At 65.3% G+C, this 15824-nt stretch carries 15 protein-coding genes and 1 pseudogene; 11 read left to right on the top strand and 5 right to left on the bottom strand.

Annotated elements, in window-relative coordinates:
- Position 1: 1 nt before the first annotated feature.
- From AC1DIX_RS13660 to AC1DIX_RS13645, 4 genes are read left to right on the top strand one after another with little or no spacing between them, the layout of a single operon-like run.
- Entirely contained in the window at positions 2-436 is a 435-nt protein-coding gene (locus tag AC1DIX_RS13660) for a hypothetical protein (RefSeq protein WP_477324950.1), read from the top strand.
- Complete coding sequence (gene mshL, locus AC1DIX_RS13655) at positions 433-2214, top strand: pilus (MSHA type) biogenesis protein MshL (RefSeq protein WP_477324948.1); 1782 nt, start codon at positions 433-435, stop codon at positions 2212-2214. Before AC1DIX_RS13660 ends, mshL begins: the two co-directional genes overlap by 4 nt.
- Positions 2214-3122: an ExeA family protein gene (locus tag AC1DIX_RS13650; protein WP_477324946.1), complete on the top strand. Its 909-nt coding sequence runs from the start codon at positions 2214-2216 to the stop codon at positions 3120-3122. The genes mshL and AC1DIX_RS13650 overlap by 1 nt, the downstream gene beginning before the upstream one ends.
- A 10-nt stretch (positions 3123-3132) precedes the next feature.
- Positions 3133-4371 carry a tetratricopeptide repeat protein gene (locus AC1DIX_RS13645; RefSeq protein WP_477324944.1) on the top strand — a complete coding sequence of 413 codons (1239 nt, stop codon included), beginning with the start codon at positions 3133-3135 and terminating at the stop codon, positions 4369-4371.
- A gap of 163 nt (positions 4372-4534) precedes the next feature.
- On the opposite strand, the gene AC1DIX_RS13640 is transcribed toward AC1DIX_RS13645, so the two are convergent.
- Both AC1DIX_RS13640 and AC1DIX_RS13635 read right to left on the bottom strand, forming a co-directional pair.
- The gene (locus tag AC1DIX_RS13640) at positions 4535-5692 is read right to left on the bottom strand and encodes a pyridoxal phosphate-dependent aminotransferase (protein WP_477324942.1); all 1158 of its coding nucleotides are present in this window, start codon (positions 5690-5692) and stop codon (positions 4535-4537) included.
- A gap of 8 nt (positions 5693-5700) precedes the next feature.
- Complete coding sequence (locus AC1DIX_RS13635; RefSeq protein ID WP_477324940.1) at positions 5701-6147, bottom strand: putative toxin-antitoxin system toxin component, PIN family; 447 nt, start codon at positions 6145-6147, stop codon at positions 5701-5703.
- Between the two features lie 36 nt (positions 6148-6183).
- On the opposite strand from AC1DIX_RS13635, the gene yaaA reads away from it, so the two are divergent.
- Positions 6184-6951 carry a peroxide stress protein YaaA gene (gene yaaA / locus AC1DIX_RS13630; protein WP_441933169.1) on the top strand — a complete coding sequence of 256 codons (768 nt, stop codon included), beginning with the start codon at positions 6184-6186 and terminating at the stop codon, positions 6949-6951.
- Between the two features lie 204 nt (positions 6952-7155).
- Here the strand turns inward: yaaA and AC1DIX_RS13625 are convergent, their stop codons facing one another.
- Positions 7156-7995 carry an outer membrane protein assembly factor BamD gene (locus AC1DIX_RS13625; RefSeq protein WP_441933168.1) on the bottom strand — a complete coding sequence of 280 codons (840 nt, stop codon included), beginning with the start codon at positions 7993-7995 and terminating at the stop codon, positions 7156-7158.
- A 98-nt stretch (positions 7996-8093) separates the two neighbouring features.
- Between AC1DIX_RS13625 and AC1DIX_RS13620 the strand changes: the two genes are divergently transcribed.
- A complete protein-coding gene (locus tag AC1DIX_RS13620) occupies positions 8094-9110 on the top strand; it encodes an RluA family pseudouridine synthase (RefSeq protein WP_477324938.1) in 1017 nt (338 codons plus the stop codon).
- On the top strand, positions 9110-9898 hold the full coding sequence (pgeF, locus tag AC1DIX_RS13615; RefSeq protein ID WP_477324936.1) for a peptidoglycan editing factor PgeF: 789 nt from the start codon (positions 9110-9112) through the stop codon (positions 9896-9898). The genes AC1DIX_RS13620 and pgeF overlap by 1 nt, the downstream gene beginning before the upstream one ends.
- Here the strand turns inward: pgeF and AC1DIX_RS13610 are convergent.
- A complete protein-coding gene (locus AC1DIX_RS13610; RefSeq protein ID WP_441933163.1) occupies positions 9891-10097 on the bottom strand; it encodes a hypothetical protein in 207 nt (68 codons plus the stop codon). The genes pgeF and AC1DIX_RS13610 overlap by 8 nt on opposite strands.
- A gap of 55 nt (positions 10098-10152) precedes the next feature.
- Between AC1DIX_RS13610 and phaC the strand changes: the two genes are divergently transcribed.
- The 4 genes from phaC (at position 10153) to AC1DIX_RS13590 (ending at position 15618) form a co-directional block, all read left to right on the top strand.
- Positions 10153-11910, top strand: a complete 1758-nt coding sequence (gene phaC, locus AC1DIX_RS13605) for a class I poly(R)-hydroxyalkanoic acid synthase (RefSeq protein WP_477324934.1) — start codon at positions 10153-10155, stop codon at positions 11908-11910.
- 184 nt (positions 11911-12094) lie between these two features.
- The gene (gene phaR, locus AC1DIX_RS13600; RefSeq protein ID WP_441933161.1) at positions 12095-12652 is read left to right on the top strand and encodes a polyhydroxyalkanoate synthesis repressor PhaR; all 558 of its coding nucleotides are present in this window, start codon (positions 12095-12097) and stop codon (positions 12650-12652) included.
- A gap of 179 nt (positions 12653-12831) precedes the next feature.
- Entirely contained in the window at positions 12832-14289 is a 1458-nt protein-coding gene (gene rimO / locus AC1DIX_RS13595) for a 30S ribosomal protein S12 methylthiotransferase RimO (protein ID WP_477324932.1), read from the top strand.
- A gap of 165 nt (positions 14290-14454) precedes the next feature.
- Entirely contained in the window at positions 14455-15618 is a 1164-nt protein-coding gene (locus AC1DIX_RS13590) for a cystathionine beta-lyase (RefSeq protein WP_477324930.1), read from the top strand.
- A gap of 41 nt (positions 15619-15659) precedes the next feature.
- Here the strand turns inward: AC1DIX_RS13590 and AC1DIX_RS13585 are convergent.
- Positions 15660-15824: pseudogene (locus tag AC1DIX_RS13585) on the bottom strand (electron transfer flavoprotein subunit alpha/FixB family protein); the annotation flags it as partial.

The following is a 15824-nucleotide window of genomic DNA, read 5'->3' as shown; positions in this document are numbered from 1 at the left end:
CATGAAGCGAGCCACCCCCCTGTTCACGACCGCGGCCCTGGCGGCGCTGTTGGCGCTGGCCGGCGCCACCAATGCTGCCGCCGCCGCGATTCCGGAAGCGGCCCAGCGTCTGCCTGACCCGACCCGTCCGCCGGCCGCGGCGCTGCAGACGCCTCCCGGTTCCGGTCCCGGCGCAGCGGCGGCCGACGTCCCGCCGCAGCTGCAGTCGGTGATGCTCGGCGCCGCCGGCGGTCATCGCATCGCCGTGATCGACGGCCAGGGCGTGCGCGTGGGCGACAGCGTCCGCGGCGCGCGCGTGGTCCGCATCGCCGACAGCGAGGTCGAGCTGCAGCGCGGCCGCGAACGCCAGGTGCTGCGCCTGTACGTGCAGGACAGCGCGGGCGGCATGACCCGCGTGTCGGCCGGCGCCGCGCGCCGCAGCGGAGGACGACAATGAAGCAGCTGAACAAACCGTTCGCAGCCTTGCTGGCGGCAATGCTGGCGCTGGCCGGTTGCCAGACCCCGCCCGCCAACACGACCTACGACGCCATCAAGAATGAAGTGGCGCGCGATGCCGCCAGACGCCCGGCGGCGCCGGCCGTCGACGATGCGGTCGCCAATGCGCTGCTGCCGCCTGCAGCCAGCCTCGCGACCCAGCTGCCGAAGGCGCGCCCGGCGCTGGAAGAGCGCTTCAATGTCTCCTTCAACAACGTGCCGGCCCAGCAGTTCTTCCGCTCGATCGTCGCCGGCACCCGCTACAACATCCTCGTGCATCCGGACGTCAGCGGCGCCATCACCGTCAACCTGAAGGACGTGACCCTGCAGGAGACCCTGGACGCGGTGCGCGAAGTCTACGGCTATGACTACAAGATCGAGGGTACTCGCATCTCGGTCAAGCCGCTGACCATGCAGACCAAGATGTTCCGCGTGAACTACCTGGTCGGCAGCCGCCGCGGGATGTCGAACCTGCGCGTGTCCTCGACCTCGGTGGCGAATGCCGTCAACAACCAGAACGGCAACCAGAACAACGGCAGCAACCAGAACAACAACCAGAACCAGAACAACCCGAACAACCCCAACGGCCAGAACCAGAACCAGGTCGAGAGCACCGACGTCAGTACCACTTCGAACAACGACTTCTGGACCGACCTGAAGGCGGCCATCGAAGCCATCGTCGGCTCGAAGGAGGGCGGGCGCAGCATCGTCGTCAGTCCGCAGTCGGGCGTGGTGGTGATCCGCGCCATGCCGGACGAGCTGCGCAACGTCGACGCCTACCTGAAGGCGACCCAGCTGGCGGTCGACCGCCAGGTGATCCTGGAGGCGAAGATCCTTGAGGTCGAGCTGAACGACAGCTTCCAGAGCGGGGTGAACTGGGCGTCCTTCGCTTCGATCAGGAGCGGTCATGACAACCGCGTCTCGGGCGGCCTGGTGGCGCCGGGTTCAACCCTGACGCCGCTGCCCTTCAATGGCGGCCAGCCGGGCGTCATCAGCGATCCGAGCACCGGCCTGTCGGCCAGCACCGGCTTCTCGCTGTCGAATGCGGCCGGCGCCGCCGGCTCGATGTTCGGCCTGGCGGTCCAGACCAGCAATTTCGCGGCCCTGATCTCCTTCCTCGAGACCCAGGGCACGGTGCACGTGCTGTCGAGCCCTCGTGTGGCAGCGGTCAACAACCAGAAGGCGGTGCTGAAGATCGGTACCGACGAGTTCTACGTGACCGGCGTGAGCACCACCACCAACGCGAACGCGTCCGGCAATACCACCACCTCGCCGAACGTGACCCTGCAGGCCTTCTTCTCGGGCGTGGTGCTGGACGTGACCCCGCAGATCGACGACCGCGGCAACATCCTGCTGCACGTGCACCCGTCGGTGAGCCAGGTCTCGACCGTGAACAAGTCGGTGAGCCTGGGCACGGCCGGCAACCTGAACCTGCCGCTGGCGGCGTCGGCGACCTCGGAGCTGGACAGCATCGTGCGCGGCTCGAACGGCCAGGTGGTGGCGATCGGCGGCCTGATGCGCCAGTCCTCGACCGTCGACAATTCGCAGGTGCCGGTGGCCGGCAACGTGCCGGTGCTGGGCAACCTGTTCGGCGCCAAGAAGCGCGTCAACCAGAAGCGCGAACTGGTGGTGCTGATCAAGCCGACCATCGTCGAAGGCATCAACAACTGGAACGACGACCTGCTCGACACCGGCCGCCGCATCGAGCAGCTCGATCCGCGCACCCGAGGAATGCGGTAATGTACACGGCCCATTTCGGCCTGCGCGAGCCGCCCTTCGGGATCACGCCCGACACCAGCTTCTTCTTCGGCAGCCCGGGCTCGCAGGAAGCGCTGAACACCTTGCTGGTGGCGGCGCGCAACGGCGAAGGCTTCATCAAGATCACCGGTGAAGTCGGCACCGGCAAGACCCTCCTGTGCCGCAAGTTCATGGCGACCCTGGGCGACGGCTTCGTCACCGCCTACATTCCGAACCCCTACCTGGAGCCGCGCACCCTGATGCTGGCCCTGGCCGACGAGCTCGAGATCGCCCTCGACAAGGACGTCGACCAGCACCGCCTGCTGAAGTCCATCATGGACCGCCTGCTGGCGCTGGCCGGGCAGGGCAAGCGCGTGCTGCTCTGCCTCGACGAGGCCCAGGCGATCCCGGTCGAGAGCCTGGAAGCGCTGCGCCTGCTGACCAACCTCGAAACGGAAAAACGCAAGCTGCTGCAGATCGTGCTGTTCGGCCAGCCGGAGCTGAACCGCAAGCTGGAGCTGGAATCGATCCGCCAGCTGGCCCAGCGCATCACCTTCCACTACCACCTCGGGCCGCTGAGCCGCGACGACCTCGATTTCTACGTCGCCCACCGCCTGCGCGTGGCCGGCTTTGCTGGCGCCCGCCTGTTTTCCAGCGGCGCCATCGCCAGCCTGTACAAGGCCAGCGGCGGCGTGCCGCGCCTGGTCAACGTGCTGGCGCATAAATCGCTGATGCTGTGCTACGGCGAGGGCGGCCACAGCATCTCGCGCGCCCACGTGAACGCAGCCGCGAAGGATACGCTGGCGACCAGCACCAAGGGAAAGGGCGGACGCCGCTTCCTGCCCTGGGCCGCCATCGGCGCCGTGCTGGCCGGTGCCGCCGCCACCGTCGGCTGGGCAATCACACGATGACGAGCCTGCGATGAGCCTGATTAACAAGATGCTCCAGGACCTCGACTCGCGCGGCACGCCGGGCGCCGAGTCCTTGCCATTCCAGATCCGGCCGGTGGTGCGCGAGCGTCAGCGGCTGGGCGAGCGCGTCGATGGCCGGACCCTCAGGCTGGCCGCCCTCGGTACCGGCGCGACCGTGCTCATCGCCCTGGCTTCGTGGTATGGATGGACGCAGGTCCAGGCGAATCGCAGCGGCGTGAAGCCGACTGTCGTGGCCGAGGCGCCGGCGCCGGAAACGCGTGTGACTTCGGTCCCGGTCGTGGCGCCGGTCGCCGGCGGGCCTGCGGCCGTGTCAGCAGCGCCGGCGCCCGCCGTGGCCGTGCGCCACGACGACAGGTTCGACGCAGCGCCGGCCGCCGGCGTGCATCCGAAGAGCGTGGACGGCTATGCGCCGGACAGCGACGAAGCCCGCGCCGCACGCCAGGCCATCATGGCGGAGCTGCAGGCACGCATGACGGCAGGCACGCCCAGCCCGCTGGCCCGTGCCCGCGCGGCCACCCACGAGGCGAAGCCGAAGGACAAAGCCAGGGCCAGGACGGAAGCCCGCCGGGAGGACAAGTCCCCGGCGCCGTCGCGCGCCGCCGAAAGCGCTGCCGACACCGCCAGGGACAAGCGCRGCGCCGGCCAGGGCCGCCAGGAATCGGGCGTCCAGCGCGCCGAGGGCGAATACCGTCACGCGCTCAACGCGCTGCAGGATGGACGGATGACGGAAGCCGTCGCCGCGCTGGAGCAGGCGCTGAAGCTGGATCCGAACCACGATGCGGCGCGCCAGACCCTGGTCGGCCTGTTGATCGAAGCCAGGCGCACCGACGAGGCGATCCGCCATCTGCAGGGCGGCCTGATCCTCGACCCGCGCCAGCCGGCACTGGCCATGCTGCTGGCGCGCCTGCAGATCGAACGTGGGGCTTCCGGCATCGACACCCTCACGCGTACCTTGCCCTATGCGGGCAACAACGCCGACTATCACGCCTTCCTGGCCGGCGCCCTGCAGCGCGAACAGCGCTACCGCGAGGCGGCCGAGCAGTACCAGGCCGCGCTGCGCACCGCGCCTGCCAATGGCGTGTGGTGGATGGGACTGGGGATGTCGCTGCAGGCCGATAAGCGCAATGCGGAGGCGCTGGAAGCCTTCCAGCGGGCGCGTGCGAGCGGCACTTTGTCGGCGGAATTGCAGGCGTTTGTGGAGCGGCGGCTGCAGCAGTTGGGACGTTGAGCGGCTTACCTGCACGATACTGGTAACGGAGCCCGCTGCCTTGAATCGTCGTCCCCGCGAAGGCGGGGATCCAAGTTCTGCTCGAGTTGTCGAAACGTATGCAAACTTGGGTTCCGGCTTTCGCGGGAACGACGTGCTCATGTCGCGCGAATGACGATGCTTCTTACACCTTCGCCAAGCGCTCCAACGCCACCTCCAAAGTCTCATCCTGCTTCGCAAAGCAGAACCGCACGATCCCCGACTCCTTGCCCTGGCTGTAGAACGCCGACACCGGAATCGCCGCCACCTTGATCTCGCGCGTCAGCCACTGCGCGAATTCCGATTCGCTCAGGTCGGAAATGCCGTCGTATTTCACGCACTGGAAATAGGTGCCGTCCGCCGGCAGCAAGGTGAAGCGGGTATTCGCCAGGCCTGCGCGGAACAGGTCGCGCTTCTTCTGGTAGAAGGCCGGCAGCTCCAGGTAGGGGCTGGGGTCGCGCATATAGGCGGCCAGGCCGTGCTGCATCGGCGTGTTCACGGTGAAGACGTTGTACTGGTGGACCTTGCGGAACTCGGCCATGAGGCTGGCCGGTGCCGCCACGTAGCCGACCTTCCACCCGGTCACGTGATAGGTCTTGCCGAAGCTCGAGACGACGAAGGCGCGCTCCGCCAGCCGCGGATCGCGGCTGACCGATTCGTGCTGCTGGCCGTCGAAGACCATGTGTTCGTAGACTTCGTCCGACAGGATCAGGATGTCGGTGCCGTCGACGATATCGGCGAGGGCGTCCAGGTCGCTCTTGCGCAGGATGGAACCGGTCGGGTTGTGCGGGCTGTTGATGACGATCATCCGGGTACGCGGCGTCACCGCGGCGGCGATCTCGTCCCAGGGCACACTGTAGCCGCTGTGGCCTAGCCGCATCGGCACCGTCACCGGCACGCCGCCGGCCAGCTGCACGGCCGGCAGGTAGCTGTCGTAGGCCGGTTCGATGATGATGACTTCCTCGCCCGGATGCACGGCGCACAGGATGGCGGTGGTCAGGGCCTGGGTGGCGCCGGCGGTGACGGTGATCTCGGCCACGGCATCGTAGGCGTGGCCGTACAGGGCCTGTATTTTTGCGGCGATGGTTTCGCGCAGCAGCGGCACGCCGGACATCATCGGATACTGGTTCAGGCCGGCGCGCATGGCCTCGTCGACCAGGCCGAGCAGGCGCGGGTCGCAGCCGAAGTCGGGGAAGCCCTGGCCGAGGTTGACCGCGCCATGCTCGTTGGCGAGCGCGGACATCAGGGTGAAGACGGTGGTGCCGACGGCCGGCAGGCGCGATCGAAGAATGGGAGTGGACATGGCGTTTCTCACATATCAGGGGCGAGTTTGACCCAGGCGTCCGGCGTCATGATCCGGTACAGGCCTTCGCGCGYGGTCTTCTTGGCCAGCTTGAGCAAGGCCTTGTCCTTGGTGATCAGGATGGCGGCGTCGGCGTCGCGGGCGATCTCGAGGAATTTCTGGTCGTCGCGGTCGGTGCAGACGGGCAGGCGGATCGCGCGGCTGTCCGGCGCCACCACACGGATCAGGGCGTCGAAACGGGCGGCCGCGTCCGGGCGCGTGCTGTCGTCGAGCGGCAGGTGAGGGTAGTGCAGGACGTACAGGTATTCTTCGCGGCAATCGGCGCGGGTCACTGCCTGGACCGCGCCGCTCTCGAGCGCGGCCAGCAGGCCGGCCCAGCGCGGGTCGCGGAAGACGAAGAGGTCGAGGCAGACATTGGTATCGATGACGATGGGTTTGGCTGAAGCGGGTATCATGTCGGCAATTTTACTTGTTGTACGCATTTCTCACCCATGCTGATCGTTCTTTCGCCCGCCAAATCGCTCGACCTCGACACGCCGCCCACCACCGACCGCAGGACCACCCCGCAATTCATCGACCGCGCCGCGGAGCTGATCCGCGTGCTGAAGGCGTATTCGCCGGCCCAGGTCGGCGCACTGATGAGCATCTCCGACCCGCTGGCCGTGCTGAACGTGACCCGTTACGCCAGCTGGCACCCCGACCACGTTGATGCGCGCCAGGCCGTGATGTCCTTCGACGGCGACGTCTACACCGGCCTGGACGCGCGCAGCCTCGACGCCAGGGCGCTGGACTACGTGCAGGACCACGTGCGCATCCTGTCCGGCCTGTACGGCGTGCTGCGCCCGCTCGACCAGATGCATCCCTACCGCCTGGAGATGGGCACCAGGCTGGCCAACCCGCGCGGCAAGGACCTGTACGCTTTCTGGGGCGAGACGGTGACGGGCGCGCTGAACGAGGCGCTGGCGGCGAACGGCGCCACCGCGCTGGTGAACCTGGCTTCGGAAGAGTACTTCAAGTCGGTCAAGCCCAAGCTCTTGAACGTGCCGCTGGTCGTTCCCGTGTTCGAGGACTGGAAGAACGGCAAGTACAAGATCATCTCCTTCTTCGCCAAGCGGGCGCGCGGGATGATGGCGCGTTATGCGGCTGAGCGTGGGATTACCGACCCGCAGGCATTGAAGGCCTTCGATGTCGATGGTTATGCGTTCGACGAGAGTGTGTCGACGGAAAAGGCGTGGGTGTTCAGGCGGCGGGTCGAATAAACCCCCGTCGTTCCCGCGACCTCAGATCCGTCGTCCCCGCGAAAGCGGGGACCCATGCCGAGCGATCGAAGCTGCGATCTGACGAATGATCGCGAGAGTTCAGGTTGGCCGATTTCTGTGCTTCAGTATGGGTTCCCGCCTTCGCGGGAACGACGTTTTGGAGCCGCCAAAAGAAAAACGCCTGCGATCAGCAGGCGTTTCAATTTACTGCACAGCATCCTTCGGCGCCGGTTGCGGCCCGGACTTGGCCCAGAACTTCCACCACGGCGCATCGCCGCTGCCCTTGCCACCCAGGAAGTGGCTGTTCGGATAGTTGGTCTGGAACACGCGCTGGGTGTCGTCGCGCAGGTCGAACATGCCCAGCTTGTCGTAGCTGCGGATCATGATGAACAGCGCTTCCTCGCGCGCCGGCGAGGTCGGGAAGTTGGTGACGGCTTCCTGGGCGCGGTTCAGCGAGGCCAGGTAGGCGCCGCGGCGGTAGTAGTAGTTCGCCACGTGGACTTCGTAGGAAGCCATCGCGTTGATCAGGTAGTTCATGCGCTGGATCGAGTCCGGCGCGTATTTGCTGTTCGGGAACTTGTCGACCAGTTCCTTGAAGGCGGCGAAGGCTTCACGGGTCGCTTTCGGGTCGCGTTCGGTCGGATCCTGAGAATAGATGAAGCTCATGAAGCCGATCTGGTCGTTGAAGTTGATCAGACCGCGCAAGTAATACATATAGTCGACCTGCGGATGATTCGGGTGCAGCTTGATGAAGCGTTCCACCGCGGCCAGGGCCTCGGCCTGGTCCTGGGCTTTATAGTGCGCGTAGGCGATTTCCATCTGCGCCTGGGTCGCATAGGTACCGAAAGGATAGTTGGTTTCCAGCTTTTCGAAGAGCTTGATGGCGGCTTCGTAGTGGGCGCCATCCATTTCTTCACGCGCGTCAGCGTATAATTTCGATGCTGACACGTTCTTGCTTTCGTCGGACTTTCCCGGCAACAAGCCGCAAGCTGACAAACTGAGCAGAGCACCCGTCACAACCAATACAGACAATTTTTTTTGCATAGCTTTTTGCAAGAAAGTTTTTACCGAGATACAACGAACGGCTGATTATAGCCGATGGGAACAACGTGATATTAAATGCTGCGCCGAATTCGGCGGAAATGACTCTCGCCCCCGATTTGGACGACGACCTGGACGCCGAGTTCGCACCACAACCCGGCCTGGCGCCGAGTGGTGTCGACTTCTCGCCGATTACCCTGACCCTGGACCCGTCGCACTGCGGCCAGCGCCTCGACAAAGTCGTGGCCGGGCTGGTGCCGCAGTTCTCGCGCAGCCGCCTGCAGCAATGGTTCGACGAAGGCCACGTCACGGTCGACGGCAAGCCGGCCAAGGGCAAGGGCACCGCCTACGGCGACGAAACCGTGTTGGTCGTACCCCAGCCGGCGCCGGAAGACACGGCCTATACGCCGGAAGCGATGGAACTGAACATCGTGTATGAAGACGAGTCCATCCTCGTGATCAACAAGCCGGCCGGCCTGGTCGTGCACCCGGGTTCGGGCAACTGGTCGGGCACGCTCCTCAACGGCCTGCTGCATTATTGCCCGCAACTGGTCTCGGTGCCGCGCGCCGGCATCGTGCACCGCCTCGACAAGGATACTAGCGGCCTGATGGTGGTCGGCAAGACCCTCGAAGCCCAGACCGACCTGGTGCGCCAACTGGCGGCCCGCACCGTCAAGCGCGAATACTTCGCCCTCGTGTGGGGCACGCCGCGCCTGTCCGGCACCATCGATTCGCCGATCAGCCGCCACCCGACCGAGCGCACCAAGATGGCGGTGTCGAATGCGCCGATGGCCAAGCCGGCCATCACGCACTACGAGCTGCTGGCGAAGGGCGAACTGGACCGCCGTCCGGTGAGCCTGGTGCAGTGCCGCCTCGAAACCGGCCGCACCCACCAGATCCGCGTGCACATGCAGTCGCTGGGCTACAGCCTCGTCGGCGACACCGTGTACGGCAAATCCCACCTGCTGTCCTTCTTCCACCGCCAGGCGCTGCAGGCGCGCCGCCTGGGCCTGACCCATCCGGCCACCGGCGAACACATGGAGTGGGTGGTACCGCTCGCCGCCGATTTCGCGGAATTGCTGGAACGCGCCGGCATCGAAGAGCCGGAAGCGGCCTGATGCCGGGGCTGCATCCCGGGCACCTGGTCAGGCCGGACTGGCCGGACCTGCCTGCCAACATCGATGCGCTGGCGACCACCCGCCTGGGCGGCGTCAGCGCTGCGCCTTTCGATGACGGCAATGGCGGCGGCGGCCTCAACCTCGGCCTGCACGTGAAGGACGACCCCGACGCCGTCGCCGAAAACCGTGCGCGCCTGCAGGCCCTGCTGCCGGGACGCCCGGCCTGGATCGCGCAGGTCCACGGCGCCGAGGTGGTCGATGCCGCCACGGTCCAGCCCGGCGGACCGGTGCGCACCGGGGACGCCAGCATCGCGACGCAAGCGGGCGTGGTGTGCGCGATCCTGACTGCCGATTGCCTGCCGGTGCTGTTCGCCGACCTCGAAGGCAAGGTGGTGGGCGCGGCCCATGCCGGATGGCGCGGGCTGGCCGGTGGCGTGCTCGGCGCCACCGTAGCCGCGATGCGCGCGCAAGGCGCGGGCGAGATCACGGCCTGGCTTGGTCCAGCCATCGGACCGGAAGCTTTCGAAGTCGGCCCAGACGTGCTGGATGCCTTCCGCGCCGCGCTGCCGGACGGTGGAGCAGAGGAGGGGTTCCGGCCTTATCCCGGACGCGAAGGCAAGCATCTGGCGAACATGCCGCTGCTGGCGCGCCGGCTGCTGGCGCGCGACGGCGTGACCCGCGTGCACGGCGGCGACCGCTGTACCTTCACGGAACGCGATCGTTTCTATTCCTACCGGCGTGACGGCGCCGGCAGCGGGCGTCAAGCGAGTTTGATCTACATTAAGTAACGGGCGTATCGGGACGCTTAGAGTGTTGAGCTTCCCGCTTGCGCGCCCGGCCGCGCCGCCATGCTCCCGTCAGGTAGAAAACGAGAGATAATGGCAACACGCCGTAAAACAGGAAGGTCATGATGCCGGCAACCACGGAAGGCTCGGTGGCCGCCATCAGGGTCACGACATACATCCATCCGATGGCGACGATCCACATAAGACTTTCCTTTGTTGCACGCTCGAATACCCGATTCTAAACAATGGACGCCGATATGAATACGCCCGTAACTACCGCGCAGCCTGGCGCTGCATGGATGTCGCAGTTTTCCGATCCCTCCGTTTGGCAATCCTGGATGAAGTTCGCCGACCCCTCGGCGTTTGGCGGCGGCATGGCCCAGCAGGCGGCGCCGGTGATGCGCATGCTGGGCGATTTCGGCGCCGGCTTGCCGCAGGCCAAGCTCGAAGCCCTACGCAACGACTACCTGCAGAAGGCGATGCGCCTGTGGCAGGACGTCATGAGCGGCAAGACGCCCGAGTTCAAGGACAAGCGCTTTTCGGCGCCCGAATGGACGGCGAACCCAGTGTCGTCCTTCAGCGCCGCGTCCTATCTCCTGAATGCCGAATTCCTGCTGGCGATGGCCGAGGCGGTCGAAGCCCCGCCGCGCGACAAGCACAAGATCCGTTTCGCCGTGCAGCAGATCGTTGATGCACTGTCGCCAGCCAATTTCCTGGCAACGAATCCCGAAGCCCAGCAGAAACTGATCGAGACCAAGGGCGAGAGCCTGACCAAGGGTCTGCAGAACATGCTGGCCGATATGCAGAAGGGCCGGATCTCGCAATCCGACGAGTCGGCGTTCGAGGTCGGCCGCAACGTCGGCGTCACGCCCGGCACCGTCGTATTCGAGAACGATCTGTTCCAGCTGATCCAGTACACCCCGGCAACCCCGACCGTGCACGAGGTGCCGCTGCTGATGGTGCCGCCCTGCATCAACAAGTTCTATATCCTCGACCTGCAGCCGGAAAATTCGCTGGTGCGCTATCTGGTGGAGCAGGGCAATACCGTATTCATGATGTCCTGGCGTAATCCGGACCAGGCTATGGGCAGCAAGACCTGGGACGACTTCGTCGACCAGGGCGCGGTCAAGGCCATCGAGGTCGCCCGCGAGATCTCCGGCAAGGAGAAAGTGAACGTGTTCGGCTTCTGCGTCGGCGGCACCATCGCCGCCAGCGCGCTGGCAGTCGAGGCGGCGCGCGGACGCCAGCCGGCGGCCAGCCTGTCTCTGTTCACGACCCTGCTCGACTTTGCCGACAACGGCGTGCTGGACGTCTTCGTCGACGAGACCCAGGTCGCGCTGCGCGAACAGCAGTTGGCGAAGGGGGGGCTGATGCCGGGACGCGACCTGGCGACGACCTTCTCCTCGCTGCGTCCGAACGACCTGGTGTGGAACTATGTGCAGCAGAACTACCTGAAAGGCAAGACCCCGCCGGCCTTCGACCTGCTGTACTGGAACGCCGACAGCACCAACCTGCCGGGCCCGATGTTCTGCTGGTACCTGCGGAATACCTATCTGGAGAACAAGCTGAAGGTGCCGGGCGCGCTGACGGTGGCCGGCGTCCAGGTCGACCTCGGCAAGATCGATTGCCCGGTCTTCGTCTACGGCTCGAAGGAAGACCACATCGTGCCCTGGGAAGCGGCGTTCGCCTCGATGAACCTGCTGAACCCGAAAAAGCCGAAGGCCAACCGCTTCGTGCTGGGCGCGTCCGGGCACATCGCCGGCGTGATCAACCCGGCCTCGAAAGGCAAACGCAGTCACTGGGTGAACCAGTCCAATGGTCGCAACCGCCCCAGGAGCGCTGCCGACTGGTTCGCCGGCGCGACGGAAGTGAAGGGCAGCTGGTGGGCGGAATGGGCGAAATTCCTGGCCGAGAACGGCGGCAAGGACGTCCCGCCGCCGGCCAAGCCGGGCAATGAACGCCACCAGCCGATCGAGCCGGCGCCCGGCCGCTACGTGAAGGCACGTGCCGACTGAGTTCTTGATAGACGGGCAACTTGCTTTAAAAATACGTGAGTTGCCTGTTGAATAATTGCTGCGCCTGCGATCGCAACGTGGTATTTTAGAGAATATCCTCTTGGAATCGGAGACGCCCGCGGCTCGGCTAGCCGGTCCGCGGACCGCATAACAGAGCGCCGCGGCGCAATATTTGGAACCTGAGATGAGCAGTGGAAAAAAGAGTAGCGAACGCCTGATCAAGAAGTACCCGAACCGCCGTCTGTACGACACCCAGACCAGCTCCTACATCACCCTGTCCGACGTCAAGCAGCTCGTGCTGGACGCCGACGAATTCACGGTGGTCGACGCCAAGACCAGCGAAGACCTGACCCGCAGCATCCTCCTGCAGATCATCCTGGAAGAAGAAGCACATGGCGCGCCGATGTTTTCGAGCGCCGTGCTGTCGCAGATCATCCGTTACTACGGCCATGCGATGCAGGGCATGATGGGCTCCTACCTGGAAAAGAATGTCCAGGCCTTCACCGACATCCAGAACAAGTTCGTCGGCTCGGCCGCCGGCGCCCTCGAGGGCAAACCCTTCTCGACCGAGATGTGGACCCAGTTCATGAACATCCAGGGCCCGATGATGCAGGGCATGATGAACAACTACATCGACCAGAGCAAGAACCTGTTCCTGCAGATGCAGGAGCAGATGCAGAGCCAGAGCAAGGCGATGTTCGGGACTTTCCCGTTTGGGGTGCCGACGGATACCAAGAAGTAACATCACAGCGCGAAGAGCCCGCGCCCTCAAATCCGTCGTCCCCGCCTTCGCGGGGACGACGGTGTGGCGTAGCGATCCCATGCCGCCACTCAGCAGGCCTTGAAATGACCCTTCGGTTTTCCTGATCCCCCGCTTCCTGTACAATCGCGGATTGCCCAGAATTTTCCGTCGCAATCCACATGCCTGAACTCCGCCGCAATCCGCTTTCCGCCACCCAAGATTCCGCAGCCGCCGCCGCCGAGGCCCCGGCTTCGAACCCGGTCGTGATCCCGCCGGCCGCGCCCGGCGTTGCCGCGCCCAAGGTCGGCTTCGTCTCGCTCGGCTGCCCGAAGGCCCTGGTCGACTCCGAACAGATCCTGACCCAGTTGCGCGCGGAAGGCTACGAGACCGCCAAGTCCTATGCCGGCGCCGACCTGGTGATCGTCAACACCTGCGGCTTCATCGACGCCGCCGTGCAGGAGTCGCTGGACGCCATCGGCGAAGCGCTGGCCGAGAACGGTAAAGTGATCGTCACCGGCTGCCTCGGTGCCAAGAAGGATGCGGCGGGCGACGACATCATCACCAAGGTGCACCCGAAGGTGCTGGCCGTGACCGGTCCGCACGCCGTCACCGAAGTGATGGAATCGGTCCACCGGCACCTGCCGAAGCCGCACGATCCCTTCATCGACCTGGTGCCGGACCACGGCGTCAAGCTGACCCCGAAGCACTACGCCTACCTGAAGATCTCGGAAGGCTGCAACCACCGCTGCAGCTTCTGCATCATCCCGTCGATGCGCGGCGACCTGGTCTCGCGTCCGATCCACGACGTGCTGCAGGAAGCCGAAAACCTGTTCAAGGCCGGCGTGAAGGAACTGCTGGTCATCTCGCAGGACACCAGCGCCTACGGCGTCGACGTGAAATTCCGCACCGGCTTCTGGAACGGCCGCCCGATCAAGACCCACATGACCCAACTTGCCGAGGCCCTGGGCGAGATGGCGAAACAGTACGGCGCCTGGGTGCGCATGCATTACGTCTACCCCTACCCGCACGTCGACCAGGTGATCCCGCTGATGGGCGAGAACCTCGTGCCTTACCTGGACATCCCGCTGCAGCACGCGCATCCGGACGTCCTGAAGCGCATGAAGCGTCCGGCCAGCGGCGAAAAGAACCTGGACCGCATCCTGGCCTGGCGCAAGATGAATCCGGACCTGGTGATCCGCTCGACCTTCATTGCCGGCTTCCCGGGCGAGACGGAAGAGGAATTCGAATACCTGCTGGACTTCCTGCGCGAGGCGCAGATCGACCGCCTGGGCTGTTTCGCCTACTCGCCGGTCGAAGGCGCGACCGCCAACGAACTGGCGAATCCGGTGCCGGAAGCCGTGCGCGAAGAACGCCGTGCGCGCGTGATGCTGCTGCAGGAAGAGATCTCGCTGAAGCGCATGCAGGCCAAGGTCGGCAAGAAGATCCGCGTGCTGGTCGACGAAGTCGGACCGCGCGAAGCTTTGGGGCGCTCGGCTGCCGATGCGCCGGAAATCGACGGCGTGGTCCACATCAAGCGTGCGCTCCAGCCGGGCAAGGCCAAGCCGGCCGTCGGCGAGTTCATCGAGGTCGTGGTGACCAAGGCGGATGCGCATGATCTTTGGGCGACCGTCGCCTGATTGTTCGTGTCACTAGTACCCGCAACAGTTGAACGTCGTTCCCGCGCAGGCGGGAACCCATACTGAGCCGCAGGATTCGAATTGCTCGCGGTAGGGTAACCGGTTCGACGTTGGTGCTTCAGCATGGATCCCCGCCTGCGCGGGGATGACGATATGGTGTAGAAGATGAGCAAAAAATCCCTCCAAACCACCCTGATCCACAGCGACTACCGCGCCCCCGAAGGCTTCGACGCCTTCCCCAGCGCCATCCACCACGCTTCCACGGTCCTGTTCAAGGACGTCGCCAGCATGCGCAGCGGCGACTGGAAGAACAAGAACGCCTACACCTACGGCCTGCACGGCACCCCGACCACCTTCAGGCTCGAAGCCCGCCTGGCCGAGATCGAAGGCGGCTCGCACTGCCTGCTGGCGCCGTCCGGCCTGGCCGCGATCTCGATGGTCGACCTGGCCCTGCTGAAGTCCGGCGACGACGTCCTGCTGCCCGAAAACGTCTACAACCCGAACCGCGAACTGGGACGCTGGCTGAGCGCCGACTTCGGCATCACGGCGCGCTACTACGATCCGCTGGTCGGCACCGGCATCGCGGATCTGATCCAGCCGAACACGAAGCTGATCTGGACCGAGGCGCCGGGCTYGGTGTCGATGGAAGTACCGGACCTGCGCGCGATTTGCGCAGTCGCGAAAGAGAAGGGCGTGCTTGTCGCGCTCGACAACACCTGGTCGGCCGGCCTGGGCCTGCGCGCATTCGACCTCGGCGTCGACATCGTCATGCAGGCGCTGACCAAGTACCAGTCGGGCGGCTCGGACGTGCTGATGGGCGCCGTGATCACCCGCGAGAAGGCGCTGATCGACCGCATCGCCCTGGCCCACATGCGCCTGGGGATGGGTGTCAGCGCCGACGATGCCTACCTGGTGATGCGCGGCCTGCCGACCATGAAGCTGCGCTTCGAAGCCCACGACGCGGCCGCGCGCAAAGTGGCGGCCTGGCTCAAGGCCCGGCCGGAAATCGCGAAGGTGTTGCACCCGGCTTTCGAGGATTGCCCCGGCCACGAATTCTTCCAGCGCGATTTCACCGGCGCCGGCGGCCTGTTCTCGGTACTGTTCGATGCACGCTATACGGAAGAGCAGACCGACCGCTTCGTCGATGCGCTGGAATTGTTCGGCATCGGCTACAGCTGGGGTGGGGCGAACAGCCTGGTGATGCCTTACCGGATCCAGGGTATGCGCCGGAATTGGGCGGATGCGGGAACTCTGGTTCGCTTCAATATCGGGTTGGAAGATACTGACGACCTGATTGCCGATATCGAGCGGGCGTTCGCGAAGCTCTAAGCCGTCACGCCGGGCATTACCCGACCTGACGGTTTTAAAGCTTAGCCCAACTCTTTCACCAGCGCCGGCACGACCTCGAACAGGTCGCCGACGATGCCGTAATCGGCCACCGAGAAGATCGGCGCTTCCGGATCCTTGTTGATGGCGACGATGGTCTTCGAGTCCTTCATGCCGGCCAGGTGCTGGATGGCGCCCGAGATGCCGAC

The organism is Massilia sp. 05N420 (genome assembly GCF_056397205.1).
The sequence above is the reverse complement of the archived record's forward strand: the minus strand, read 5'-3'. Positions and strand labels throughout refer to the sequence as shown.